We start from the raw sequence: 24,512 nt of genomic DNA on the forward strand, positions 1-24,512 counted from the left end.
GGCGTACTATCGGCCCATGGACGAGCTGACCCAGCGGCGGCGCCTGCTGATCCTGACGATCTGCTGCATGAGCCTGCTCATCGTCAGTCTGGACAACACCGTCCTGAACGTCGCCCTGCCCGCCATGCGCCGCGATCTGGACGCCACCGTGGCCGGCATGCAGTGGACGATCGACGCGTACACGCTGGTCCTGGCCTCGCTCCTGATGCTGGCCGGCTCCACCGCGGACCGCATCGGCCGCCGCAAGGTCTTCACGGCCGGCGTCGTGCTCTTCACCGCCGGCTCGGTGCTCTGCTCGCTCGCGCCGAGCCTGGGCTGGCTGATCGCCTTCCGGATGATCCAGGCCGTCGGCGGCTCCATGCTCAACCCGGTCGCCATGTCGATCATCACCAACACCTTCACCGAACCGCGCGAGCGTGCCCGCGCCATCGGCGTCTGGGGGGCGGTCGTCGGCATCTCCATGGCCGCGGGCCCGCTGATCGGCGGCCTGCTCGTGGACTCGGTCGGCTGGCGGTCCATCTTCTGGATCAACCTCCCCGTCGGCCTCCTCGCCCTGATCCTGACCCTGCGCTACATCCCGGAGTCCCGGGCCGACCACCCGCGCCGCCCGGACCCGGTGGGGCAGCTGCTGATCATGGGGCTGCTCGGCTCGGTCACCTTCGGGATCATCGAGGCCCCCGCCGCCGGAGTGGGTTCCCCGCTGATCCTGGGCTGCGCGCTCGTCGCCGTCTCGTGCCTGGCCTGGCTGGTGGCCTACGAGTCACGGCGGGCGGAGCCCCTGATCGACCCCCGGTTCTTCCGTAGCGCCCCCTTCAGCGGGGCCACGGTGATCGCGGTCAGCGCCTTCGCCGCGCTGTCCGGGTTCCTGTTCCTGAACACCTTGTACCTCCAGGACGTACGGGGGCAGGGCGCCCTGGACGCCGGCCTGTACATGCTGCCGATGGCGGCCTTCGCCTTCCTGTGCGCACCCGTGTCGGGACGGCTCGTCGCCACCCGGGGGCCACGGCTTCCGCTGCTGGTCGCGGGCGTGACGATGAGCGCGAGCGGGCTGCTGTTCGCCGCGTTCTCGGCCGAGAGCTCGACGCCGATGCTGTTCTGCGGCTACGTGCTCTTCGGCATCGGGTTCGGCCTGGTGAACGCACCGATCACCAACACCGCGGTCTCCGGGATGCCGCGCGCCCAGGCCGGGGTGGCCGCGGCGGTGGCGTCCACCAGTCGGCAGACCGGTGGGGCGCTGGGCGTGGCGGTCGTGGGCGCGGTCCTGGCCGCCGGGATGGCGGGCGGGATGGCGGGCGGGTCCGGTTCCGCCGCCGCGTTCGTGGCCGCGGCCCGGCCCGCCTGGTGGATCATCACCGTGTGTGGACTGCTCGTCCTGTGCGTCGGCTTCGCCACCAGCGGCAGCTGGGCCCGGGAGACGGCCCTGCGCACGGCTCGCGCCCTGGAGCCGAAGGACGGCCCCGCGCGTACGGGCGCGTCACCGCGGCACTGAGCCGGGGGCGGCTGCCGGACCGCCCGGCCACCGGGTTGGCCGCCGACCCGCCGACGGGCTGACCCGCTGACCACCCGGCCACCGGCCCGCCCACCCGCCTACTCGTCGCAGGCGAAGTCCTCGCGGTGCGAGTCGATCCGGTCCAGCAGGCCGCGCAGCGCGTCCTGGTCCCGGTCCGAGAGGCGGGCGAACAGTCCGAGTTCCACCGCGTCGAGGGCCGCGTTCGTCTTCGCGAGGGCCGCGGTGCCCGCGTCGGTGATGGCCACGTTGTGGCGGCGGCGGTCGGCCGGGTCCCGGCGGCGCTCGACGAGTCCGTCGCCCTCCAGGTCGTTGAGGATGCCGACGAGCACGCTCGGGTCCACTTCCAGTCGCTCGGCCAGTGCGCGCTGGCCGATGGGCCCGCCGTCCAGGTACGTCAGGGTCATCGCGTGGCGCGGGGTGAGTCCGGCGGCGCTGAGGGCCTTCTTCATGCGGGCCTGGGTGACCGATCCGTGCCAGGCCAGCAGCAGGCCCAGCCGCTGCGGCGGGTGCGTGGTGTCCTGAGGCGCCGTCATGTCCACATCGTAACAACCGGGAAATGATTGCGCTCTGCCGATCGTTGATGGTATTCAATGATTCTACATCGCCGATCGTTGGAGCCCGCCATGTTCATCGCCTATGCCGTCGTCGCCGGACTGCTCGCCCTCGCCCTCGCCGCGTCCGCGACCTTCACGCTCCAGCGCAACCCCGCGATCACGGAGAGCATGACGAAGGTCGGAGTGCCCGATTCCTGGCTCCCCGGACTGGCCACCCTCAAGGCGGCCGGCGCGATCGGCCTGGTCGCGGGCCTGTGGCTGACCCCGCTGGGCGTGGCCGCCGCCGTCGGCGTGACCCTCTACTTCCTCGGCGCGATCGTCACCCACCTGCGCGCGAAGGACTACAACTTCGCCCCCGCAGCCGTCCTCACCCTCGTCGCGGCAGCGGCCCTGGTCCTGCGCGCGATGGCCTGACGGCCATCCGCCGCGACTCCCACCTCACCCCACTGGACAGTTAATCTCCGCGCAGATAATCTGCACGAAGAACATCCACCCGGGAGGCCCCCATGTGGGAGTACGAGCACGGCATCGAGACCAGCGCCGCACCCGAGGCGATCTGGGCCCTGTGGGCCGACGTCGAGAACTGGGGCGCCTGGAACGCCGACATCGAGAAGATCGAGCTTCGGGGCGCCTTCGCGGCGGGCGCGAAGATCACCATGACCCCGGCCGGCCAGGACCCGGTGGAACTGCTCGTCGCCGAGGCCACCGAGGGCGATGCGTTCGTCGACGAGGCGCGCTTCGCCGGCCTGGTCCTGCGGACCACCCACCGGATCGACCGGCTCGGCCCGGCGCTCAGCCGGGTGGTGTACCGGATGGAGATCAGCGGCGAGGGCGCAGCCGAAGCGGGCCCGCAGATCGGCCCGGCCATCACGGCCGACTGGCCAGACACCATGGCCTCGCTGGTCCGGACGGCCCAGGGCTGATGCCCCTGACCCCCGGCGAGAGTCCCGGCTTCCTGCTCTGGCACGCCACCCTGCGCTGGCAGCGGAGCATCTCCGCGGCACTGGGCCCCCTGGGCCTGACCCACGTGCAGTTCGTCCTCCTCGCTTGCGCCTGGTGGCTCAACGAGCAGGGCGAGCAGCCCAACCAGCAGGCGCTGGCGCGGCAGGCGGGCACCGACGTGAAGATGACCTCGCAGGTGGTGCGCACCCTGGAACAGAAGGGGCTGCTCGCGCGCGAGGTCGATCCGGCCGACACCCGCGCCAAGCGGCTGCGCGTCACCGCGGCCGGGGCCGAGCTGGCGCCGCGGGCGATCGCCGCCGTCGAAGGGGTCGACGAGGAGTTCTTCCGACCGGTCCCGCGCGGGGACGCCGTCACCCTGCTGAGCCGCCTGGCCCACCCCGAGCCCTGATTCCCGACCCCTCCCCCCTCCCCTTCCTCCCCCCATGCAGCCCCGTCCGCCTTGCGGGCGGGGCTCCCCCATCCGAACGAGTGACAGATATTGAAATCTGTCAGCCGTCATGCCATTCTCGTTCCATGACGACGAACCAGAGCACCTCGGAGACCGGCACCTCTTCGCACCGCACCCTCGGCACCACCGGACCCACGGCCTTCCCCCTGGGGCTCGGCTGCATGGGGATGTCCGCCCTCTACGGCGAAGCCGACCGCGCGGAGTCCCTCGCCACGATCCACGCCGCCCTCGACGCCGGGGTCACCCTCCTCGACACCGGCGACTTCTACGGCATGGGACACAACGAGCTCCTCATCAACGAAGCCCTGCGCACCGCCCCCGCCGCGAGCCGCGAGAAGGCGCTGACCAGCGTGAAGTTCGGCGCCCTGCGCACGGTCGAGGGCGGCTTCACCGGGTATGACGGGCGGCCGGAGGCCGTCAAGAACTTCCTGGCCTATTCGCTCCAGCGGCTCGGCCGGGACCACATCGACATCTACCGCATCGCCCGCGTGGACCCCGGCGTGCCGATCGAGGAAACCATCGGCGCCATCGCCGAGGCCGTCACCGCCGGGCACGTCCGGCACATCGGGCTCTCCGAGGTCGGCGCGGACACCCTGCGCCGCGCCGCCGCCGTGGCTCCCATCGCCGACCTCCAGATCGAGTACTCCCTGATCTCGCGCGGAATCGAGGCGGAGATCCTGCCGACCGCCCGCGAGCTCGGCATAGGCGTCACGGCGTACGGGGTGCTGTCCCGCGGCCTGATCAGCGGCCACTTCACCCGCGACCGGGCACTGGCTCCGGGCGACTTCCGCGGGATGAGCCCGCGCTTCCAGGGCGGCAACCTCGACCGGAACCTCGACCTGGTCGACGCCCTGCGCAAGGTCGCCGACGAGAAGGGCGTCACCGTCGCCCAGACGGCCATCGCCTGGGTGCTCTCGCAGGGCGAGGACATCGTGCCGCTGGTCGGCGCCCGCAGCCGCGACCGGCTCGGCGAGGCACTGGGTGCCCTTCAGGTCGCCCTGACTCCGGCCGACCTCGCGGCCATCGAGGACGCGGTCCCGGCCGGTGCGGCCGCCGGCGACCGGTACCCGGCAGCCCAGATGGCCCACCTGGACAGCGAACACTGATCCGGCTGTACGGTCGTACTCATGCCACCCGCAGCCGCCGAGCCCCTGACCCCCGAGCGCATCCTCGAAACCACCGAGGAGGTGCTGCGCCGCTTCGGCCCGACCAAGGCGACCGTGGTGGACGTGGCGCGTGCCCTGGGCGTCAGCCACGGCAGCGTGTACCGGCACTTCCCCTCGAAGGCCGCGCTGCGCGAGGCCGTCACGGACCGCTGGCTCGCCAAGAGCGTGGTCATGCTGGAGGAGATCGCCTCGGCGCCGGCCGAGCCGGCCCCCTCCAAACTGGAGTCGTGGCTGGAGGCGCTGTTCGAGGCCAAGCGCCACAAGGCGGGCGACGACCCGGAGCTCTTCGCGACGTACATCGTGCTGCTCGGCGAGAACAGCGGAGTGGTGGAGCACCACCTGACCGCGCTGATCGAGCAGTTGTCCCGGATCATCGGCGAGGGGGTCGCGGCGGGCTCGCTCAGCGCGCCCGACGTACCCGCCGCCGCGCGCGCGGTGTTCGACGCCACCGGCCGCTTCCACGATCCGCAGTACGCGGCGGACTGGCTGGGGCCGACCATCACCGCCGAGTTCGAGGCGGTCACCGCCCTGGTCATCCGGGGCCTGCGCGCCTGACGGCTGGAACCGGCCAGTCCGGACAGCTTGATCATCATTTTGGGCGGCGGGCCCTTGCCGCGCACCCACCCTGTTCCTACGTTCCCCTTACCGCACACCATCAGGTCTGTTTCAGGGGGAACCTTGTCCACTCAGCAACAACCAGCCGCACCGTCCAGGCCGCCGGCCCGGTCCGGAGCCGCCGCCGCGATCGGCTGGATCCTGACCATCGCGTTCAACGTGGTCGCGCCCATCCTCACGTACAACATGCTCACCGACCGGGGCTGGAGCGAGTTCGCCGCGCTGCTGGTCAGTGGCGTCTGGCCGGTGGTCGACTCCGTCGTCCACCTCGCCTGGCGCCGCAAGGTCGACGAGTTCGCCGTGGTCACCCTGGTCTTCCTGGTGATCACCGCTCTCGTCGCCCTGATCGGTACGCACTCGGCGCGCGCCCTGCTCATCAAGGACTCGGGGGTGACGGGTCTGTTCGGCGCGCTCTGCGTCGCCACCCTGTTCACGCCCCGGCCGCTGATGTTCTACTTCGGCCGCAAGTTCGGGACCGACGGGACCAAGGAGGGCGTGGCGTACTTCAACGGGCTCTGGCAGTACCCCGGCTTCCGCAGCGCGATGCGGCGGATGACCACCGTCTGGGGCGTCGCGTACCTGGTGGAGGCCGCGCTGCGGGTGGTGCTGGCGTACGCGCTGAGCGTCGACACGATGGTCTGGGTCAGCCCCGTCCTGATCTACGGCTTCCTGGTCTCGCTGATCTTCTGGACCATCCGGTTCTCGAAGCGCACCCAGGCCGAGGGCGAGGCCAGGGCCGCGGCCCAGGCCGAGGCCGCGGCGGCCGAGGACGGCAGTCCGGCACCCGCGTAAGCGGCCCGCAAGACGGCAGTGGCCCGGTGCGCGATGCGCACCGGGCCACTGCCGCTGACGCGGCGGGAACCTAGCAGCCGAGCAGACGGCTGCCGAGGTAGCTCTGGATCTGGTCCAGGGAGACGCGCTCCTGCTTCATGGTGTCGCGCTCGCGCACGGTCACCGCGTTGTCGTCGAGGGTGTCGAAGTCGACGGTGACGCAGAAGGGCGTACCGATCTCGTCCTGGCGGCGGTAGCGGCGGCCGATGGCGCCCGCGTCGTCGAACTCGATGTTCCAGAACTTGCGCAGGTCGGCGGCGAGGCCCTTGGCCTTCGGCGACAGCTGCGGGTTGCGGGACAGCGGCAGGACGGCGACCTTGACCGGGGCCAGGCGCGGGTCGAGGCGCATCACGGTGCGCTTCTCCATGACGCCCTTGGCGTTGGGGGCCTCGTCCTCGTTGTACGCGTCGAGCATGAAGGCGAGCATGGCGCGGTTGACACCGGCCGCCGGCTCGATGACGTACGGGGTGTAGCGCTCCTTCGACTCCTGGTCGAAGTACACGAGGTCCTGGCCGGAGGCGGCGGAGTGGGCCTTGAGGTCGAAGTCGGTGCGGTTGGCCACGCCTTCGAGCTCGGAGAACTCATTGCCACCGAAGTTGAAGCGGTACTCGATGTCGGCGGTGCGCTTCGAGTAGTGGGACAGCTTCTCCTTCGGGTGGTCGTACCAGCGGATGTTCTCCTCGCGGATGCCGAGGTCGCGGTACCAGTTCCACCGCTCCTGCATCCAGTACTCCTGCCACTGCTCGTCCTCGCCCGGCTTGACGAAGAATTCCATCTCCATCTGCTCGAACTCGCGGGTGCGGAAGATGAAGTTGCCGGGGGTGATCTCGTTGCGGAAGGACTTGCCCATCTGCGCGATGCCGAAGGGGGGCTTCTTGCGCGAGGTGGTCATCACGTGGGCGAAGTTGGTGAAGATGCCCTGGGCGGTCTCGGGGCGCAGGAACGCCTTGGAGCCGGTGTCCTGGGTCGGGCCGAGGTGGGTCTCCAGCATGCCGGAGAACTGCTTCGGCTCGGTGAACTGGCCCTTCACGCCGCAGTTGGGACAGTTGATGTCCGCGAGACCGTTGGCGGGCACGCGGCCGTGCTTGGCCTCGTACGCCTCTTCCAGGTGGTCGGCGCGGTGGCGCTTGTGACAGGAGGTGCACTCGGTCAGCGGGTCCGAGAACGTGCCGACGTGGCCGGAGGCCACCCAGACCTCGGGAGCCAGGATCACGGACGAGTCGAGGCCGACGATGTCCTCACGCCCGGTGACCATCGCCTTCCACCACTGGCGCTTGATGTTCTCCTTGAGCTCGACACCGAGCGGGCCGTAGTCCCAGGCAGCCCGAGAGCCGCCGTAGATGTCACTGCACGGGAAAACGAAGCCACGGCGCTTGCTCAGGCTGACGATGGTTTCGATCTTGTCGGCGGCCACGGTGCTCTCTTCATTTACGAGGACGAACGGCGAAGCCTCAAGGTTACCGGCGCCCGCACCCCCCCTTTCAAATCGGGGCCGCCTCCCACGGGCCCTTCCCGACCCCTCCCACCAGGGTTTTTGACAATCGTTTCCATCTTTGATGAAAATGGATGTCATGAACGTACGACGACGCCTCATACCGACCGCCGCCCTCGCCGCAACCGTCGCCCTCGCCGCCACGGCCCTCACCGCCTGCTCGGGGACGGCCGGAGCCGCCGGGGCCAAGGACGGCAAGCTCGACGTGATGGCGTCGTTCTATCCGATGCAGTTCCTCGCCGAGCAGATCGGCAAGGACCACGTGAAGGTCGACACCCTCACCAAGCCCGGCGTGGAACCGCACGACCTGGAGATCACCCCGAAGCAGACCGCGCAGCTCGGCGAGGCCGACGTGGTCCTCTACCTCAAGACGCTGCAGCCCGCCGTCGACAAGGCCGTCGCCCAGTCCGGCGTGAAGAACATCGTCGACGCCGGCACCCTCACCACGCTGGAGGAGCACGGCACCTCCGGCCACGAAGGCCACGAGGGCGAGGAGGCGCACGAAGGCGAAGAAGCCCACGAGGGCGAGGCCGGCGCTGACCCGCACATCTGGCTCGACCCCGTGAAGTACGCCGAGGTCGCCAAGGGCGTCGGAGCGGCCCTGGAGAAGTCCGACCCCGACCACGCGGCGGACTACAAGAAGAACACCGACGACCTCGTCGCCAAGCTGAGCGCGCTCGACACCGAGTTCAAGGACGGCCTGAAGAACACGGCCTCCAAGACCTTCATCACCACCCACTCCGCCTTCGGCTACCTCGCCGAGCGCTACGGCCTCGACCAGGAGGGCATCTCCGGCGTCGACCCCGAGTCCGAGCCGAGCCCGGCCCGGATGAAGGACCTCCAGGCCATCGCGAAGAAGGACAATGTGACCACGGTGTTCTTCGAGACCCTGGCCAGCGACAAGACGGCCAAGACCCTCGCGACCGACACCGGCCTGAAGACCGACGTCCTGGATCCCCTGGAGGGAATCACGGACAAGTCCCAGGGCGCTGACTACTTCGAGGTCATGCGGGCCAACCTGAAGAACCTCCAGAAGGCACTCGGCAGCAAGTAATGGCGACAGCAGTAGCAGCAACGGAGGCGCGAGCCATGGAGTCCACGCCCACCCAGGCCCTGGACCAGCCCGTCATATCCCTGCGCGGGGCCACGGCCTCGCTCGGCTCGCGCCCCGTGCTGCGCGGCATCGACCTCACCGTCCGCAGCGGTGAGGTCGTCGCCCTGCTCGGCGCCAACGGCTCCGGCAAGTCCACGGCCGTCCGCGCCGTGGTCGGCCAGGTTCCGCTGAGCGACGGTGCGCTCTCCCTCTTCGGTACCGACTTCAAGCGCTTCCGCGACTGGTCGCGCATCGGGTACGTGCCCCAGCGCACCACCGCCGCCAGCGGGGTCCCCGCCACCGTCCGCGAGGTCGTCTCCGCCGGCCGGCTCGCCCGGACCCGTTTCGGGTTCCTGCGCAAGGCCGACAAGGCCGCCGTGGAGCGCGCGCTGGACCTGGTCGACATGAGCTCCCACGCCGACGCCTCCGTGAACGCCCTCTCCGGCGGCCAGCACCAGCGGGTGCTCATCGCCCGCGCGCTCGCCGGCGAACCCGAGCTGCTGATCATGGACGAGCCGATGGCCGGCGTGGACCTGGCCAACCAGGAGGTCCTCGCGAACGCCCTGCGCAGCCAGGTCGCCGCCGGCACCACCGTGCTGCTGGTCCTGCACGAGCTGGGCCCGCTGGAGCCGCTCATCGACCGCGCCGTCGTCCTGCGCGACGGCTGCGTCACGCACGACGGCCCGCCCCCGGAGGCCCTGGGACAGCACGCGCTGCCGGGCCACGACCACGTACACCCCCACTCCGCGCACGACGCCGAGCCCCTCCGGACGGGACTGCTGAGCTGATGGACCTCCTCGACTACGCCTTCATGCAGCGGGCCCTCATCGCCGCCGCCCTCGTCGGCATCACGGCCCCCGCGATCGGCACGTACCTCGTGCAGCGCCGCCAGGCCGTCATGGGCGACGGCATCGGACACGTGGCCATGACCGGTGTCGCGCTCGGCTTCCTGCTCAACACGAGCCCGGTGTGGATGGCCACCCTCGTCGCCGTCATCGGCGCGGTGGGCATGGAGCTGATCCGCTCCCGCGGCAAGACCAGCGGGGACATCGCGCTGGCCATGCTCTTCTACAGTGGCCTGGCCGGCGGCGTCATGATCATCAACCTGGCTCCGGGCGGCTCGACGGCCAACCTGACCAGCTACCTCTTCGGCTCCATCACCACGGTCTCGGCCGAGGACATCACCGCGGTCGTGATCCTCGCCCTGTTCGTCGTCGCCGTCACCCTGGGCCTGCGCCGGCAGCTGTTCGCGGTCTGCCAGGACGAGGAGTTCGCCCGGGTCACCGGCCTGCCGGTGCGCTTCCTGAACCTGCTGATGGCCGTCACCGCAGCCGTCACCGTCACCGTCGCGATGCGCATCGTCGGTCTGCTGCTGGTCAGCGCCATGATGGTGATCCCGGTCGCGGCCGCCCAGCGCGTCACTCGCGGGTTCACCGCCACCCTCACGGTGGCCATGGTGATCGGCGTGCTGGTCTCGCTGTCCGGCACGGCCGCCACCTACTACATCGACGCACCGTCCGGCGGCACGATCGTGCTGCTCGCCATCGCCGTCTTCATGGTGATGACGGCGGTGTCCACCCCCCTGGCCCGGCGCCGGGCCAGGGCCGCCCGCGCCGCCGAAGAAGGCTGCACGCGGGAAGACGTAAAGGTCTGAAGACCTCGGGGAGTCGGCCGCCTGGCACAATGGGCCGAGACCGAGACGAGGAGGAACCGGTGGCGACTGCGCCTGGCGAGATGAACACCGCGCCAGTACGAGGACGATCCACCCGACAGCGGGCCGCCGTAGCGGCGGCGCTGGACGAGGTGGACGAGTTCCGCAGTGCCCAGGAACTCCACGACATGCTCAAGCACCGCGGTGATTCCGTGGGTCTGACCACCGTCTACCGCACCCTGCAGTCCCTCGCGGACGCCGGCGAGGTGGACGTGCTGCGGACCAGCGACGGCGAGTCCGTCTACCGGCGCTGCTCCACCGGTGACCACCACCACCACCTGGTCTGCCGCAAGTGCGGCAAGGCCGTCGAGGTGGAGGGCCCGGCAGTGGAGAAGTGGGCGGAGGCGATCGCGGCGGAGCACGGCTTCGTGAACGTCGCCCACACCGTGGAGATCTTCGGCACCTGCTCGGACTGCGCGGCGGCCGCGGCCTAGAGCCGCTCCAGGTTCCGGTCGAGGATCGCCCGCAGCCGGTCGATGTCGCCGGGGTGCTGGGCGCCCCGCTTCGGGAGCACCCCGATGGCGGCCGCGCGCGTGCCCCCGATGAGGACGAACAGCTCGGGCGTCTCGACGTACCGCGGGAAGAGCTTCCAGTCGGCCGAGAAGGACATGGTCTCGCCCGTGGTCACGGCGCCCCGGTCGTCGGCCGTCGTGCGGCACTCCCCGTACTGCCCCACGACGCTGTGGATCTGGCGGGCCATACTGCGCCGGACGAACCGGGCACCGATGAGCCCGACGCCCAGCGACACCACCGCGCCGCCCACGAGGACGACCGGCAGGACTCCGCGGACCAGGCCGAACACCGTCACGAGGACGGCCGTCATCAGCGGGATCGCGGCCGTCTCCGCCCGGCCCGCTCCCGTCCGCCGGGCGCGGGCCCGGACGGCCCCCCGAACGTCCGCCAGCGTCGGCCTGTACGCCAACACGACCTGTCCCGTCCGCTGCGTCTGATCTCCGCCCATGTGCATGACACGGGAGCGTAGACGAGGCTCAGGCCGAGGTGCCCGGCTCCCCCTGGTTCGGGACCGCGCCGCCGAAGCGGCGGTCGCGCTGGGCGTACTCGTAGCAGGCCTGCCAGAGGTTGCGGCGGTCGAAGTCGGGCCACAGGACGTCCTGGAACACCATCTCGGCGTACGCGCTCTGCCAGAGCAGGTAGTTGGACGTGCGCTGCTCGCCGCTCGGGCGCAGGAAGAGGTCCACGTCCGGCATGTCCGGGTAGTACATGTACTTCGCGAAGGTCTTCTCGTTGACCTTCGACGGGTCGAGCCGCCCCGCCGCGACATCGCGCGCGATGGCCTGCGCAGCGTCGGCGATCTCGGCGCGGCCGCCGTAGTTGACGCAGAAGTAGAGGGTCATCGCGTCGTTGTCGACGGTCTGCTCCTGTGCGACCTGGAGCTCCTGGACGACCGACTTCCACATCTTCGGCATGCGGCCGACCCAGCGGATGCGGATGCCCAGCTCGTTCATCTCGTCGCGGCGGCGCCGGATGACGTCGCGGTTGAAGTTCATGAGGAAGCGCACCTCGTCGGGCGAGCGCTTCCAGTTCTCCGTCGAGAAGGCGTACAGGGAGAGGTTCTTGACGCCCATCTCCAGGCAGCCCTTGAGCACGTCGAGTACGACGCCCTCGCCCACCTTGTGGCCTTCGGTGCGCGGCAGTCCGCGCTCCTTGGCCCAGCGGCCGTTGCCGTCCATGACGATCGCGACGTGGTTCGGGACCAACTCGCCGGGGATCTTCGGCGGCCGCTCACCGGAGGCGTGCGGCTCGGGAACCTTGTACTCGCGGCGAGAGCGTCCCAGAATCCCGCGTCGTGCCATGTGCCCAGCTCCTATTTCTCGACGTACCGAAGGGAGCGTAGCCCGCGCTCCAGATGCCAGTGCAAGTAGGCGGAGACCAGCCCGCTGCCCTCCCGCACGTGACGCGCCTCGCACGCGTCGGCATGTCCCCAGTCGCCCGTCAGCAGCGCGCTGAGCAGGGCGATGGCCTCCGACGAGGGTACGACGCTGCCGGGAACGCGGCAGTCGCCGCATATGACCCCGCCGGCGGCGACGGAGAAGTGCCGGTTGGGGCCGTGGAGTCCGCACTTCGCGCAGTCGTCGAAGCTGGGCGCGTAGCCGTTGACGGCGAGGGAGCGCAGCAGGAAGGCGTCGAGGATGAGGTTCGGCGCGTGTTCGCCGCGCGAGAGGGTGCGCAGGGCGCCGACGAGCAGCAGGTACTGCTGTACGGCGGGCTCGCCCTCGTGGTCGGTGAACCGCTCGGCGGTCTCCAGCATCGCGGTGCCGGCGGTGTAGCGGGCGTAGTCGGTGACGATGCCGTTGCCGTACGGGGCGATGATCTGGGTCTGCGTGCAGAGCGGCAGGCTGCGGCCGATCAGTTCGCCGCCGCGCGAGAAGAACTGGACGTCGGCGTGGGAGAAAGGTTCCAGCCCGGCGCCGAACTTGGACTTGGTGCGCCGGACGCCGCGGGCGACGGCCCGGACCCGGCCGTGGCCCCGGGTCAGGAGCGTGATGATGCGGTCCGCCTCACCCAGCTTCTGGGTGCGCAGCACGATGCCGTCGTCGCGGAACAGACTCATGGACCCATTGTCCTGTACCCCACCGACAAGGCGGACCCCCGGAACGGCAGCGTCCCCCGCCGGGCACGAGGCCCGGCGGGGGACACCCCTTGGGAGGATCAGGCGGTCGGCGCCGGGGCGGGCTCGCCCTCGCCCGACTGGGCCGGAATGGCTGCCGTGGGCTCGTCGTCCGCGGCCGCGGCGACGGCCGCCGGGGCTTCGGCCTGCGGGGCTTCGGCCTGCGGGGCTTCGGCCGGGGCGTCGTGCGCACCGTCCTTGCCCAGACCGTTGAAGATCAGGTTCAGGACGATGGCGGCCGTGGCACCGAGCGTCACACCGCTGTTGAGGAGCGAGGAGAGGTCCGCGTCCATGTGGTCCTTGAAGAGGACCGGGACGGTGGCGGGGAGCAGCGCGAAGGCCAGGGAGACACCCACGACGAGCGCGTTCTTCTCCTCCTTGAGGTCGACCTTGGCCAGGGTCTGGATGCCCGCCAGGGCGACCATCGCGAACATCACGGTCGCGGCGCCGCCGAGCACTCCGTGCGGAACGGCGGCGACGATCGCGGCGGCCTTGGGGATCATGCCGAGCACGATCATGAAGACGCCCGCGGCGACCACGACGAAGCGGCTCTTGACCTTGGTCATGCGGACCAGGCCGACGTTCTCGGCGAAGGCCACGTACGGGAAGGAGTTGAGGACACCGCCGAGGGCGGTCGCCGCTCCGTCGGCACGCAGGGCGCGGGCCACGGTCTCGCTGTCGATGTCCTTGCCGACGATGTCACCGACGGCGTAGGTGTCACCGGTGGTCTCGACCATGGTGATCAGCATGACGATGAGCATCAGGACGATCGGGAACCACTCGAACTTCGGCGCACCGTAGTAGAACGGCGTGGTGATGCCGATCCAGTCGGAGTTGCTCACGTTGCCGAACTTGGCGTCGCCGAGCAGGAAGGCGACGGCGGTGCCGCCGACCAGGCCGAGCAGGATGGAGATGCTGTTGAGGAAGGGCTTGCCGAGCTTCATCAGGATGAGGATGAAGAGCATCGTGCCGCCGGCGTAGGCGAAGTGCTTCGGGTCACCGAAGTCGGGGCTGCCGAGGCCGCCCGCGGCGTCGTTCAGGCCGACCGGGATCAGCACGATGCCGAGGACCGTGATCACCGTGCCGGTGACGACCGGCGGGAAGAGCCGCATGATCATGCGGAAGGCCTTCGGGGGCAGCCAGGCGAAGGCGAAGGTGGCGATACCGGCCGTGATGACCGCGCCGTAGATGACGAGCAGGCCCGCCGTTCCGCCGCCCGCTCCGAGACCTATGGCGATCATCGGGGACACGGCGGTGAAGGTGACGCCCTGGATCAGGGGCAGCCTCGCGCCGATCCTTCCGATGCCCCACGCCTGGATGATCGAGGCGATACCGCAGGTGAAGAGGTCGGCATTGATCAGGTAGACCAGCTGCTCGGTGGAGAGCCCGAGGGCGCCACCGACGATGATCGGAACGATCACCGCACCGGCGTAGAACGCGAGTACGTGCTGGAAGCCGTACAGCGCGAGCTTGGGGAGGGGGAGCACCTCGTCGACCGGGTGCGTGCTCTGCTTTCCGGTGGCGGAAAGCGGTGCGGCGACACGTGCCATCTCTGCCTTGCCCTTCAATGAGGTAGGTAACTGAGAGGAAGCGATAGGAAGCGGGTTGTCCCTGGCCGAAGTGGGTCGTTAGCCCGTTGATCCGTCAGGGTTGTCGTTGCGTCCACGTGAATCGAAGCTCCGCGGTGTTACCGGCGGCGTCTCCTCGTGTGACCGGAATTGAACGCCTGTGGGGCCGCTCACAGATATCGTCGACTTCTACAAAATGTTGACCTCGGGGCCTGCTGGCTCTGGAGGTTTCGCCAGTGGTGGAGACCCTCCGATTCGGCTATGGCCAACGCTTCGGGGAAAGCCCGCTTCCCGCTGCGCGAACGCGAAGGCCACACCCGATGACGTGCGGGTTAACACTCCACGAGCCGTTCGGCCACGCAAAGAAGAAGACGCCCCTCCGTGCGTCCACCTCGTTGAAACACCCCGTACGGATGGCACGCCTCCGCGGTTCACAGCACGCGGAAGGATCTCCGAATCGAGGGTGCGAGGCCCGATCGTTACCTCAGAATGTGCCGCTTTCGACCACACCGTGAGACGCGGCCGCGCCCGAACCCGCCAGCGCGGCCGAAACGATCGCCTGCGCCGCCGTCGCCGCGGCAAGCACCGGATCCGTCCGGCGGTGGGCGCGGCCCAGCATGAAGGCGCCTTCCAGCAGCGCGAGCACCGAGCCCGCCGTGTCGTGAGCGGCTCCGATGCCGTGGCCGGCGTAGTACGCGGCCAGTGCGTCGGTCCAGGAAGCGAAGATCTCGGAGGTGGTCAGACGCAGCCCCTCGTGGGTGCTCGCCACCTCCAGTGCGACCGTGGCGACGGGGCAGGGGTCGGCGAAGTCCAGCTCCTCCAGCGTCACGGCCGCACCCGTGAAGGCGTCCCGCGTCGCCAAGGCGGGGTCGTCGTGATGACCGGCACCCGGCCCGAAGAGCTCGCCGATCAGTGCCAGATAGGCCGCACCGGAGGTCCGCAGGACCTCCTCCCCCAGCTGGGCCTTCCTCGCCGGGATGCGGACCTCCCTCGGCGGCATGGCCAAGCGGCCGATCCCGCACGATCTGGTCCTGCGCTGGTACGGCCCGCTGCTCACCGACCCGGCGATCCGCCGCGACCTCGGCGCGTTCCTGCACGCCACCCGCAAGGACACCTACGTCGAGGCCGCCGAGCGGCTGCGCTCCTTCGACCGCCCCGCCCTCGTCCTCTGGGGCGCGGAGGACCGGATGATGCCGCCGCGGACCGGTCGCCGGCTCGCCGAACTGCTTCCGCACGGCGCCTGCGAGGAGGTCCCGGACGCCCGCACGCTGATCCCGTTCGACAACCCGCGGGGGCTGTGCGAGGCCCTGCGCCGCTTCATCGCGGCGCATCCCGCCCCGGTGATGCGCGCCGCCGCCTGAGACCGCAGGGGGTCGCAGGGGTCCCGCAGAGGTCCCGTACTAGGCCGAGACCCGAGGCCCGAGACCCGATACATGTCCGGGCCCCTACGGCGCCCGGACCGCCGACAGCAGCCGCGCGACCTCGTCCGCGTCGATCCGCAGCGCCGCGCCCACGGTCGCCAGCACCTCGCGCTCCGCGGGGATGTACGGGCCGTCCGCCAGCGCGACGCGCGCGCCCTGCAGCAGGATCGATTCGCGGCCCGGCCCGGCGAGGTGCGGGGCCAGCGGCTCCAGGGCCTCGTGCAGCTCGATCGAGAGCGCGGCGCCGTAGCAGTCGGGGCCGTCGTAGAGCCCGAGCCGCCCCTCCTCGGCGGCCAGCCCCTCGACGAGGGACTCCAACTGCTCCTCGGTGCAGTCCTGGAAACCGGCGGACCGTACGGCGCCCACGGCGGCCTCCAGCGCGCTGCGGGACGCGGTCCCGCCGGCGGCCAGTACGGCCAGGGTCACGGTGTGCACGGCGTCGCGCAGCAGCGTGGAGAAGCGGGTGGTGGTGAGGTGGTCCAGGACCTCGGTGCCGAAGCGCTCGCGGCAGCCCTGGCACTCCACGACGGGGCCCGCCTGCCCGCGGGGCAGCAGCGGCACACCGAGGACCGTGAAGCGGCGGCGCCCCGTGCGCCGGCGGTAGTTGCGGTCGCCACCGCAGTCGGGGCAGAAGAACTCCCCGTCCCCCACGGTGCTCCAGGTGGTGCGGATACCCCAGACCGTCAGCTTCCGGCCGTCCCCACCCCGAACTGGCAGCACGTCGCACCTCCGTCACCTTCCGGCAACATCGCCGGGTTGGCGTGATGTTAGCCACATCGGTGAGGATGCGTCAGCCGTGTGACAAGACAACATCGCGCGGCCGTCGTACTTGGCCGATCTGCGCCCCTGCCCGCGGGCGGCCCCGCACCCGGCCCCACCTGCGCGCCCGTCCCCGCGACCGCCCCGGCTTCCCCACTCTCGCCCCCATGAACGAGAAGTCTTGTCTGGTGACCCGCGCCGCGAGCGGCATCGACCGGGCCACGGCCCTGCTGCTGGCCCGCTCCGGGGCCCTGGTGACCGCGTCCGACGTCAACGGCCCCGGCCTGGACACCCTGCGCGCACAGCTGGCCGGTGAGGGGCACGAGGTCACCGCGGTGACCGGTGACGTGTCCGATCCACAGGCCAACCGCGCGATGGTGCAGGCCGCGGTCGGCGCGTACGGGCGGCTCGACGTCGCCGTGGCGAACGCCGGGGTGATCCCTCTTTCGGATGTACGGGAGACCAGCCCCGAGGACTGGGACCGCGTGATGGCCATCGACGGCCGGGGCATGTTCCTGACCTGCAAGTACGCCATCGAGGCAATGACGGCGCAGCCGCGGCCCGGCGGGGCGGGGCGCTGGTCTGCGTGTCCTCGATCTCCGGGGTGGCCGGGCAGGCGCGCCAGGCCGCGTACGGGCCGGCGAAGTTCGTGGCCTCGGGGCTGACCAAGCACCTGGCGGTGGAGTGGGCCGCGCGGGGCGTCCGGGTCAACGCCGTGGCCCCCGGGACCATCCGTACGGAGCGGGTGCTCGCGCTGACGCACGAGCCGGGCGGGCCCGAGTACCTCGAGGAGATCACGGCGGCCCACCCGATGGGCCGGCTCGGCGAACCGGAGGAGGTGGCCCGCGTCATCGCCTTCCTGGCCTCGGACGCGGCCTCGTTCGTGACGGGCGTCGTCCTGCCGGTCGACGGCGGCTACCTGGCCCGCTGAGGCCCCCGGGAACGGCGGAACCCCGCCCCTCCGGGAGGAGGAGCGGGGTTCACGGACGAGCGGTCAGCGGCCCGCGCGGTTGACGGCGGAGATGACCGCCTTCAGGGAGGCGCGGGTGGTGTTCGCGTCGATGCCGATGCCCCACAGGACGCGGCCGTCGATCGCGCACTCGATGTACGAGGCGGCGACGGCGGAGGCGCCCTCGCTCATCGTGTGCTCGGTGTAGTCCAGCAGGCGGGCGTCGATGCCGATGGCGGCCAGCGCGTCGAAGAAGGCGGAGATCGGACCGTTGCCGGTGCCGTTCAGTACGGCCTCGACGCCGTCCACGACCGCCTCGACGGTCAGCGTGTCGGTGCCGTCCTTGTCGGTGGCCGTCGAGCCGGAGCGCAGCTGGATCCGGCCCCACGGGTTCTCGGGGTTGGGCAGGTACTCGTCCTGGAAGACGTCCCAGATCGCGGCCGGGGTGACCTCGCCGCCCTCGGAGTCGGTCTTCGCCTGGATGATCCGCGAGAACTCGATCTGCATGCGGCGCGGCAGGTCCAGCTTGTGGTCGTTCTTCAGGACGTAGGCGATGCCGCCCTTGCCGGACTGCGAGTTGACCCGGATGACCGCCTCGTAGGAGCGGCCGACGTCCTTCGGGTCGATCGGCAGGTACGGGACGGCCCACTCGATGTCGTCCACCGTCTTGCCCTGGGCGGCCGCGTCGGCCTCCATGGCGTCGAAGCCCTTCTTGATGGCGTCCTGGTGGGAGCCGGAGAAGGCGGTGTAGACCAGATCGCCCGCGTAGGGGTGGCGCGGGTGTACTTCCATCTGGTTGCAGTACTCGCTCGTGCGACGGATCTCGTCGATCTGCGAGAAGTCGATCTGCGGGTCGATGCCCTGGGAGAACAGGTTCATGCCCAGCGTGATCAGGTCGACGTTGCCGGTGCGCTCGCCCTGCCCGAACAGGCAGCCCTCGATGCGGTCGGCGCCGGCCATCAGGGCCAGCTCGGCGGCCGCCACGGCGGTGCCGCGGTCGTTGTGCGGGTGCACGGAGATGCAGATGTGCGCGCGGCGGGTCAGGTTGCGGGCCATCCACTCGAAGCGGTCCGCGTGGGTGGAGGGCGTGGAGCGCTCCACGGTGGCGGGCAGGTTCAGGATGATCTCGCGACCCTCGGACGGCTGCCACACGTCGCAGACGGCCTCGCAGACCTCGAGGGCGAAGTCCAGCTCGGTGTCGGTGAAGATCTCCGGGCTGTACTGGTAGCCGAAGACGGTGTCGGCGCCCAGCAGCTTGTCGGCGTACTCCATGACCAGGTGGGTGCCGTCGACGGCGATCTGCTTGATCTGCTCCTTGGAGCCGCGGAAGACGACCCGGCGGAAGGTGGGCGCGGTCGCGTTGTACAGGTGCACGGTGGCGCGCTTGGCGCCGACCAGCGACTCCACGGTCCGCTCGATCAGGTCCTCGCGGGCCTGGGTCAGTACGGAGATGGTCACGTCGTCCGGGATCGCGCCCTCTTCGATGATGGAGCGCACGAAGTTGAAGTCGGTCTCACCGGAGGACGGGAAGCCGACCTCGATCTCCTTGTAGCCCATGCGCACCAGCAGGTCGAACATCTCGCGCTTGCGGGCCGGGGTCATCGGGTCGATCAGCGACTGGTTGCCGTCGCGCAGGTCCGTGGACAGCCAGCGGGGCGCCTTGGTGACGCGGGCCTGGGGCCAGGTCCGGTCGGGGATGTCCACCTGCTCGTACGAGCCGTACTTGTGGATGGGCATCCCGGAGGGCTTCTGGGTGTGGGTCGCGTTCGTGATGGGCGTGGGGCGACCGACGAAAGTGTGCTGGCTCATGGCGTAGGGCTCCTCGCGTGTCCGCGTGTAGTTCGCTGGGACGGCCGACGGACGGTCGCAAAACCGCAACACCAAACTCCGCGGGGAGGGGGTCGGCCTACGACTACAGGCCCTCGCCGCGGCAGCTAAGGAGGAGCAGCCCGAAACGCATGATGGGCCGAGCCTAACCGAGCCGCCCCGTAATGCGGGACCTGTTTCAGTATGCAAGACCCGCAGGTCCGTTTTGCACCTTTTGTGAGCTAAGCCTCTTTCCCTCTTGTCCGCCCGGCCGGATGTCCGGTCGAACCGTCAATGCGCCGCGAACACTTTCAGACGACCGAATGAATCATGGTCGCCGCTAGTGACACGGACGTCACGCGCTGCCACATTGCCGGGCATGGATGCCTTCCGCGCCCCCCGCCACCCCGTCTTCTGCACCGTGGTGCCGCCGCACCTCCTGGACAAGATCGCCCGCTCGGAGGACCCCGCCCGGGCCGCCGCCGCGCGGCGGACCCTCGAGTTGGACGCCTCCCACCGGGTCCGGCGCCTGATGGCGGTGCTCCCGCCCGCCGGGGCGACCCCGTCCGATGCCCCCGAGCGGACCATCTACGACGCCCAGCACCAGACCCGGCTGCCCGGCAAGAAGGTCCGCGGCGAGGGCGAGGACGCCGGCCAGGACGCCAGCGTCAACCGCGCCTACGCCGGGCTCGGGGCCACCTTCGAGCTCTTCTTCAAGGCCTTCGGGCGCCGCTCCATCGACGACGCCGGGCTGCCGCTGGACGCCACCGTCCACTACGACCGCCTGTACAACAACGCCTTCTGGGACGGCAGCCAGATGGTGTTCGGCGACGGAGACGGGGACCTCTTCCTCGACTTCACCGTCTCCGTGGACGTCATCGGGCACGAGCTTGCCCACGGGGTCACCCAGCACACCGCCGACCTGGAGTACTACGGCCAGTCCGGCGCGCTCAACGAGTCCGTGTCCGACGTCTTCGGCTCCCTCATCAAGCAGTACTCCCTGGACCAGACGGCCGAGGACGCCGACTGGCTGATCGGCGCCGGACTCCTCGGCCCCTCCGTGGACCGCGGCTTCGCCCTGCGGTCGATGAAGGCCCCCGGGACGGCGTACGAGGACGACGAGCTCGGCAAGGACCCGCAGCCCGCGACGATGGACGACTACGTCCGCACCTCCCGCGACAACGGCGGGGTGCACATCAACTCCGGCATCCCCAACCACGCCTTCTACCTCGTCGCGACCGAGCTCGGGGGCAAGGCATGGGAGCGGGCCGGACGGATCTGGTACGACACCCTGACCGGCGGGGAACTGGGCCCGAAGGCGGACTTCGCCCGCTTCGCCGCCCTGACGACCGCCGCCGCCGTCACCCGGTACGGCGACGGCGGCGCGGAACACCAGGCGCTGCAGAAGGCGTGGTCGACCGTCGGGTTGGGGTAGAAGGGCGGTCATGCGGATTCAGGTGGTGCGGACGGGCGGCTTCGCGGGGATCGAGCGGCGGGGCGAGGTGGACACCTCGGGCCTGCCCGACGAGGAGGAGTGGCAGGCGCTGGCCCAGCTGGCCCTGCGGCCCGGTCCGCCGGGGCATCCGGCGGACCGGGTCCGGGACGGTTTCTCGTACCGGATCACGGTGGACGGGCGGACGGTGCTCTGCCAGGACCCGAACCTCTCCGAGGCGCAGCGTTCGCTGATCTCCCGCGTCCTTAAAGAAGGTGCCTGACCAGGGCTCACTTGCTTTGATGACCGGATGACCACGACGTCCGCATGCCTGCCCGAGCTCGAGCGCTACTACGACGCGGCACCCCGGGCGGGAGGGGCGCGGGCCGAGGACTTCGGCCCGCTGACCCTGTTCGTCCAGGAGAGCGACGGCTGGCCCTACTACGCGCGGCCCACCCTCGCCGCCCCCTCGGCCGACGGGGTCCGCGTGGCCGACGTCGAGCGGGTGCTGGCCCGGCAGCGGGAGCTGAAGGTCCCCGAGGCCTTCGAGTGGGTGGCCGAAACCACCCCCTCCCTGCGGGCCGCCGCCGAGGCCGCCGGGCTGACCGTCCACGCGCACCCGCTGATGGTGCTCGACCCCACGGCGGTACGGCCCCCCGCGCATCCGGACGTACGCGTGTTCGGCGCGGCCGACCCGCTCCTGCGTCCCGCGGTGACGGTACCGATGCTGGCCTTCTCCGCGCCCGGCACGGCGGTGGGCGAGGCGGGCCCGGCGGAACTCGCGGTGGCGGAGAAGGACCCGGCCTCGGAAGGCCGCCGGGTCCGGGTCGCGGGAATGATCGAGTCGGGCCGCACCGCCCTGGCCGCGGCCGTACGGGACGGCGAGGTGCTCTGCTCCGGCCAGTACATCCCGGTCGGCGACGTCGCCGAGGTGGTCGGCGTCGGCACCCTCCCCTCGGCCCGCCGCCAGGGCCTGGCCCTCGCGGTGACGGCGGCCCTGGTCGCCGACGCCCTGGCCCGCGGAGCCCGCACGGTCTTCCTGTCGGCCGGCGACGAGGACGTGGCCCGCCTCTACGCCCGCCTCGGCTTCCGCTCCGTGGGCACGGCCCTGATCGCGGACCGGCCGCTGTGATCGGCCGGCTGCTGGTCCGCCTCCTCATGCGGCCGCGGGGCCCGGCCGGGCGGTGGCCCGCCGCGCCACCGCCGCCGGTTCACCCGCCGCTGACCGGCGCCGAGGTGGCACAGGCGGAGGCGGAGCTCGGCATCCGCTTCCCGCCCGCGTACCGCTCGTACCTCCTCGACGTGAGCGCGGGCGGCCGGCTGCACCGGCTGGAGAACGGTCCGGCCGGCTGGTGGTGGGTGGGGAACCCCCACACGAGGCTCGATCTGCTGCCCGTGCCCTTCCCGCACCCCGATTCCTACGTCGAGGCGGATGCGGCGCTGTGGGACCGGTATCCGCGCGAGGAGGACTACCCCGACGAGGCCGCCTGCCGGGCGGCCCGGCAGGCCTGGAACGAGGCCGAGGGCGACGAGTTCGAGGACCGCAAGACGGCCGGCTCCGTGGTGCTGCGGGACAACGGCTGCGGCTTCGCCACGCTGCTCGCGCTCACGGGGCCGCTGGCCGGGACGGTGTGGTGGGACGGCCGGGCCACCTGCGAGCGGATCGTGCCGCTGTCGCTCGACCACCCGGGCGGCGCGCCCCCGCTGACCTTCGGGCAGTGGCGGGAGCGCGGCCTGGGCGACCTCTCGGACCTGTTGCCGCCGGACTGGGGGCCTCCCGCGCAATTCTGAGCCCGGTGTTTTGCGGGAACGGCAAGGACGCTTGGCCGGTCCGGAGGTCCGGGCGGAGCATCGAAGGCGCGGGCACCCGTACCCGTACCGACCGGAAAGAGGCCGAAATGGCGCACGCGCACGACCACGCCCCCCACTCCCCCGAGACCGGCTCCGAGGGCGGCTTCGAGACCGGCTTCGCGGGCGAGGAGTTCTGGGACTCCCGCTACCGCGAGGGCGAAAGGATCTGGAGCGGCGACGCCAATGCCGTGCTGGCCCGGGAGGCCGCCCCGCTCGCTCCCGGCCGCGCCCTGGACCTCGGCTGCGGAGAGGGCGGCGACGCCGTGTGGCTCGCGCGGCAGGGCTGGCACGTCACCGGGACGGACATCTCCGGGGTCGCCCTGGAGCGGGCTGCGGCCCACGCCGCCGACGCCGGGGTCGCGGACCGCACCGCGTGGGAGCGGCACGACCTCGCGGAGTCCTTCCCGGCCGGGGAGTACGACCTGGTCTCCGCGTGCTTCCTGCACACCTTCGGGGAGTTCCCGCGCGAGCGGATCCTGCGCCGGGCCGCCGCGGCCGTGGCCCCCGGCGGGATCCTGCTCGTCGTCGGCCACGCGGGCTGGGCGTCCTGGCAGGAGGACCGACCGGAGGTGGACTTCCCGACCCCGGACGAGGTCATCGCCCAGCTGGAACTGGAGGCCGGCGCCTGGGAGGTCCTGCTGGCGGAGGAACACGTACGGGTCCAGAACCAGCCTGACGGCCGGCCCGGGACCCGTACGGACAACGCGGTGAAGGTGCGGCGGGTGCGGCGGCTCCCGTAGGAACCGGCGCGCCCCCGTCTAGAAGCCCAGTTTGCGGAGCTGCTTGGGGTCGCGCTGCCAGTCCTTGGCGACCTTCACGTGCAGGTCGAGGAAGACCGGGGTGCCGAGCAGCGCCTCGATGTGCTTGCGCGACTTCATCCCGACCTCCTTCAGGCGGGCGCCCTTCGGGCCGATGATGATGCCCTTCTGGCTCGGCCGCTCGATGTAGAGGTTGGCGTGGATGTCCAGCAGGGGACGGTCCGCCGGGCGGTTCTCCCGGGGGATCATCTCCTCGACGACCACGGCGATGGAGTGCGGGAGCTCGTCCCGTACGCCTTCCAGCGCGGCCTCGCGGATCAGCTCCGCGACCATCACCATCTCGGGCTCGTCGGTGAGGTCGCCCTCCGGGTACAGCGGCGGGCTCTTCGGCAGCATCGGCGCGATCAGGTCCGCCAGCAGCTGGACCTGGGTGTCGCCGACCGCCGAGACGGGGACGATCTCGGCCCACTCGAAGCCCAGCTCCTCTGCGAGCTGGTGCACCGCGATGAGCTGCTCGCCCACCACCTTGGACTCGACGAGGTCGGTCTTGGTGATGATGGCGATCTTGGGGGTCTTCTTGATCCCCGCGAGCTCCTTGACGATGAACTTGTCACCGGGGCCGAGCTTCTGGTCCGCGGGCAGGCAGAAGCCGATCACGTCGACCTCGGACCAGGTCGCGCGCACGACGTCGTTCAGCCGCTCGCCGAGCAGCGTGCGCGGCTTGTGGAGGCCGGGCGTGTCGACCAGGACGAGCTGGGCGTCGGGGCGGTGCACGATGCCGCGGACCGTGTGGCGGGTGGTCTGCGGCCGGTTGGAGGTGATCGCGACCTTGGTACCCACGAGCGCGTTGGTCAGGGTCGACTTCCCCGCGTTGGGACGGCCGACGAAGCATGCGAAACCCGCACGGTGCGGGCTGGTGGTCTCGGGGGAACGATCGCTCATACGGGCCATTCTCC

Annotated in this window: 29 protein-coding genes; 19 read left to right on the forward strand and 10 right to left on the reverse strand. The window is 70.8% G+C overall.

The window, feature by feature from the left end:
* Positions 1–16 precede the first annotated feature (16 nt).
* Complete coding sequence (locus AC3IYI_RS13030; RefSeq protein WP_489410332.1) at positions 17–1,489, forward strand: MFS transporter; 1,473 nt, start codon at positions 17–19, stop codon at positions 1,487–1,489.
* 98 nt (positions 1,490–1,587) lie between these two features.
* Here the strand turns inward: AC3IYI_RS13030 and AC3IYI_RS13035 are convergent, their stop codons facing one another.
* Positions 1,588–2,043, reverse strand: a complete 456-nt coding sequence (locus tag AC3IYI_RS13035; protein ID WP_489410333.1) for a MarR family winged helix-turn-helix transcriptional regulator — start codon at positions 2,041–2,043, stop codon at positions 1,588–1,590.
* A gap of 90 nt (positions 2,044–2,133) precedes the next feature.
* Here AC3IYI_RS13035 and AC3IYI_RS13040 point away from each other — a divergent pair, with 90 nt between their 5' ends.
* From AC3IYI_RS13040 to AC3IYI_RS13065, 6 genes are all read left to right on the forward strand, one after another.
* The gene (locus AC3IYI_RS13040; RefSeq protein ID WP_489410334.1) at positions 2,134–2,478 is read left to right on the forward strand and encodes a DoxX family protein; all 345 of its coding nucleotides are present in this window, start codon (positions 2,134–2,136) and stop codon (positions 2,476–2,478) included.
* A 92-nt stretch (positions 2,479–2,570) separates the two neighbouring features.
* Positions 2,571–2,987, forward strand: coding sequence for an SRPBCC family protein (locus AC3IYI_RS13045; RefSeq protein ID WP_489410335.1), 417 nt, complete (start codon positions 2,571–2,573; stop codon positions 2,985–2,987).
* Positions 2,987–3,415, forward strand: a complete 429-nt coding sequence (locus tag AC3IYI_RS13050; RefSeq protein WP_489410336.1) for a MarR family winged helix-turn-helix transcriptional regulator — start codon at positions 2,987–2,989, stop codon at positions 3,413–3,415. The genes AC3IYI_RS13045 and AC3IYI_RS13050 overlap by 1 nt, the downstream gene beginning before the upstream one ends.
* Before the next feature lie 125 nt (positions 3,416–3,540).
* Positions 3,541–4,581 (forward strand): aldo/keto reductase, encoded by a 1,041-nt coding sequence (locus AC3IYI_RS13055; protein ID WP_489410337.1) that lies wholly within the window; start codon positions 3,541–3,543, stop codon positions 4,579–4,581.
* A 21-nt stretch (positions 4,582–4,602) separates the two neighbouring features.
* On the forward strand, positions 4,603–5,196 hold the full coding sequence (locus AC3IYI_RS13060) for a TetR/AcrR family transcriptional regulator (protein ID WP_489410338.1): 594 nt from the start codon (positions 4,603–4,605) through the stop codon (positions 5,194–5,196).
* Positions 5,197–5,319: 123 nt separating this feature from the next.
* Positions 5,320–6,048 carry a VC0807 family protein gene (locus AC3IYI_RS13065; protein ID WP_489410339.1) on the forward strand — a complete coding sequence of 243 codons (729 nt, stop codon included), beginning with the start codon at positions 5,320–5,322 and terminating at the stop codon, positions 6,046–6,048.
* A gap of 70 nt (positions 6,049–6,118) precedes the next feature.
* On the opposite strand, the gene AC3IYI_RS13070 is transcribed toward AC3IYI_RS13065, so the two are convergent.
* On the reverse strand, positions 6,119–7,501 hold the full coding sequence (locus tag AC3IYI_RS13070) for a glycine--tRNA ligase (protein ID WP_489410340.1): 1,383 nt from the start codon (positions 7,499–7,501) through the stop codon (positions 6,119–6,121).
* Positions 7,502–7,658: 157 nt separating this feature from the next.
* Here AC3IYI_RS13070 and AC3IYI_RS13075 point away from each other — a divergent pair, with 157 nt between their 5' ends.
* Genes AC3IYI_RS13075 through AC3IYI_RS13090 form a run of 4 tightly spaced genes read left to right on the forward strand, consistent with a single transcriptional unit; the run spans position 7,659 to position 10,817 of the window.
* Positions 7,659–8,633, forward strand: a complete 975-nt coding sequence (locus AC3IYI_RS13075; RefSeq protein ID WP_489410341.1) for a metal ABC transporter substrate-binding protein — start codon at positions 7,659–7,661, stop codon at positions 8,631–8,633.
* 35 nt (positions 8,634–8,668) lie between these two features.
* Positions 8,669–9,460 (forward strand): metal ABC transporter ATP-binding protein, encoded by a 792-nt coding sequence (locus tag AC3IYI_RS13080; RefSeq protein WP_489410342.1) that lies wholly within the window; start codon positions 8,669–8,671, stop codon positions 9,458–9,460.
* Entirely contained in the window at positions 9,460–10,326 is an 867-nt protein-coding gene (locus tag AC3IYI_RS13085) for a metal ABC transporter permease (RefSeq protein WP_489410343.1), read from the forward strand. The genes AC3IYI_RS13080 and AC3IYI_RS13085 overlap by 1 nt, the downstream gene beginning before the upstream one ends.
* Before the next feature lie 59 nt (positions 10,327–10,385).
* The gene (locus tag AC3IYI_RS13090; protein WP_327252681.1) at positions 10,386–10,817 is read left to right on the forward strand and encodes a Fur family transcriptional regulator; all 432 of its coding nucleotides are present in this window, start codon (positions 10,386–10,388) and stop codon (positions 10,815–10,817) included.
* Here the strand turns inward: AC3IYI_RS13090 and AC3IYI_RS13095 are convergent.
* From AC3IYI_RS13095 to AC3IYI_RS13115, 5 genes are all read right to left on the reverse strand, one after another.
* Positions 10,814–11,344 (reverse strand): YcxB family protein, encoded by a 531-nt coding sequence (locus AC3IYI_RS13095; RefSeq protein ID WP_489410344.1) that lies wholly within the window; start codon positions 11,342–11,344, stop codon positions 10,814–10,816. The genes AC3IYI_RS13090 and AC3IYI_RS13095 overlap by 4 nt on opposite strands.
* 28 nt (positions 11,345–11,372) lie before the next feature.
* Positions 11,373–12,197 (reverse strand): isoprenyl transferase, encoded by an 825-nt coding sequence (locus AC3IYI_RS13100; RefSeq protein ID WP_489410345.1) that lies wholly within the window; start codon positions 12,195–12,197, stop codon positions 11,373–11,375.
* A gap of 11 nt (positions 12,198–12,208) precedes the next feature.
* Entirely contained in the window at positions 12,209–12,955 is a 747-nt protein-coding gene (gene recO / locus AC3IYI_RS13105) for a DNA repair protein RecO (protein ID WP_385381583.1), read from the reverse strand.
* A gap of 98 nt (positions 12,956–13,053) precedes the next feature.
* Positions 13,054–14,562: a nucleobase:cation symporter-2 family protein gene (locus tag AC3IYI_RS13110; protein WP_489410346.1), complete on the reverse strand. Its 1,509-nt coding sequence runs from the start codon at positions 14,560–14,562 to the stop codon at positions 13,054–13,056.
* A 502-nt stretch (positions 14,563–15,064) separates the two neighbouring features.
* Positions 15,065–15,580 carry an LmrA/YxaF family transcription factor gene (locus AC3IYI_RS13115; RefSeq protein WP_489410347.1) on the reverse strand — a complete coding sequence of 172 codons (516 nt, stop codon included), beginning with the start codon at positions 15,578–15,580 and terminating at the stop codon, positions 15,065–15,067.
* Between AC3IYI_RS13115 and AC3IYI_RS13120 the strand changes: the two genes are divergently transcribed.
* A complete protein-coding gene (locus tag AC3IYI_RS13120; protein ID WP_489410348.1) occupies positions 15,579–15,941 on the forward strand; it encodes an alpha/beta fold hydrolase in 363 nt (120 codons plus the stop codon). The genes AC3IYI_RS13115 and AC3IYI_RS13120 overlap by 2 nt on opposite strands.
* An 84-nt stretch (positions 15,942–16,025) precedes the next feature.
* On the opposite strand, the gene AC3IYI_RS13125 is transcribed toward AC3IYI_RS13120, so the two are convergent.
* On the reverse strand, positions 16,026–16,721 hold the full coding sequence (locus AC3IYI_RS13125) for a TerB family tellurite resistance protein (RefSeq protein WP_489410349.1): 696 nt from the start codon (positions 16,719–16,721) through the stop codon (positions 16,026–16,028).
* A gap of 206 nt (positions 16,722–16,927) precedes the next feature.
* Between AC3IYI_RS13125 and AC3IYI_RS13130 the strand changes: the two genes are divergently transcribed.
* On the forward strand, positions 16,928–17,425 hold the full coding sequence (locus AC3IYI_RS13130; protein ID WP_489410350.1) for an SDR family NAD(P)-dependent oxidoreductase: 498 nt from the start codon (positions 16,928–16,930) through the stop codon (positions 17,423–17,425).
* Positions 17,365–17,691, forward strand: a complete 327-nt coding sequence (locus AC3IYI_RS13135; protein ID WP_489410351.1) for an SDR family NAD(P)-dependent oxidoreductase — start codon at positions 17,365–17,367, stop codon at positions 17,689–17,691. The genes AC3IYI_RS13130 and AC3IYI_RS13135 overlap by 61 nt, the downstream gene beginning before the upstream one ends.
* A 63-nt stretch (positions 17,692–17,754) precedes the next feature.
* On the opposite strand, the gene leuA is transcribed toward AC3IYI_RS13135, so the two are convergent.
* Positions 17,755–19,518 (reverse strand): 2-isopropylmalate synthase, encoded by a 1,764-nt coding sequence (leuA, locus tag AC3IYI_RS13140; RefSeq protein WP_489410352.1) that lies wholly within the window; start codon positions 19,516–19,518, stop codon positions 17,755–17,757.
* A 376-nt stretch (positions 19,519–19,894) separates the two neighbouring features.
* Here leuA and AC3IYI_RS13145 point away from each other — a divergent pair, with 376 nt between their 5' ends.
* The 5 genes from AC3IYI_RS13145 to AC3IYI_RS13165 all read left to right on the forward strand — a co-directional run bounded on the left by AC3IYI_RS13145 (position 19,895) and on the right by AC3IYI_RS13165 (position 23,538).
* Complete coding sequence (locus tag AC3IYI_RS13145; RefSeq protein WP_489410353.1) at positions 19,895–20,950, forward strand: M4 family metallopeptidase; 1,056 nt, start codon at positions 19,895–19,897, stop codon at positions 20,948–20,950.
* Between the two features lie 10 nt (positions 20,951–20,960).
* Positions 20,961–21,230, forward strand: coding sequence for a protealysin inhibitor emfourin (locus AC3IYI_RS13150; protein WP_489410354.1), 270 nt, complete (start codon positions 20,961–20,963; stop codon positions 21,228–21,230).
* Between the two features lie 27 nt (positions 21,231–21,257).
* Entirely contained in the window at positions 21,258–22,079 is an 822-nt protein-coding gene (locus tag AC3IYI_RS13155; protein ID WP_489410355.1) for a GNAT family N-acetyltransferase, read from the forward strand.
* Complete coding sequence (locus AC3IYI_RS13160; protein ID WP_489410356.1) at positions 22,076–22,738, forward strand: SMI1/KNR4 family protein; 663 nt, start codon at positions 22,076–22,078, stop codon at positions 22,736–22,738. The genes AC3IYI_RS13155 and AC3IYI_RS13160 overlap by 4 nt, the downstream gene beginning before the upstream one ends.
* 107 nt (positions 22,739–22,845) lie before the next feature.
* Entirely contained in the window at positions 22,846–23,538 is a 693-nt protein-coding gene (locus AC3IYI_RS13165; RefSeq protein ID WP_489410357.1) for a class I SAM-dependent methyltransferase, read from the forward strand.
* An 18-nt stretch (positions 23,539–23,556) separates the two neighbouring features.
* Here AC3IYI_RS13165 and era read toward each other — a convergent pair whose 3' ends face one another.
* Positions 23,557–24,507 carry a GTPase Era gene (gene era / locus AC3IYI_RS13170; protein ID WP_374213701.1) on the reverse strand — a complete coding sequence of 317 codons (951 nt, stop codon included), beginning with the start codon at positions 24,505–24,507 and terminating at the stop codon, positions 23,557–23,559.
* Positions 24,508–24,512 lie beyond the last annotated feature (5 nt).

It is taken from the genome of Streptomyces sp. GL_148 (genome assembly GCF_057834205.1).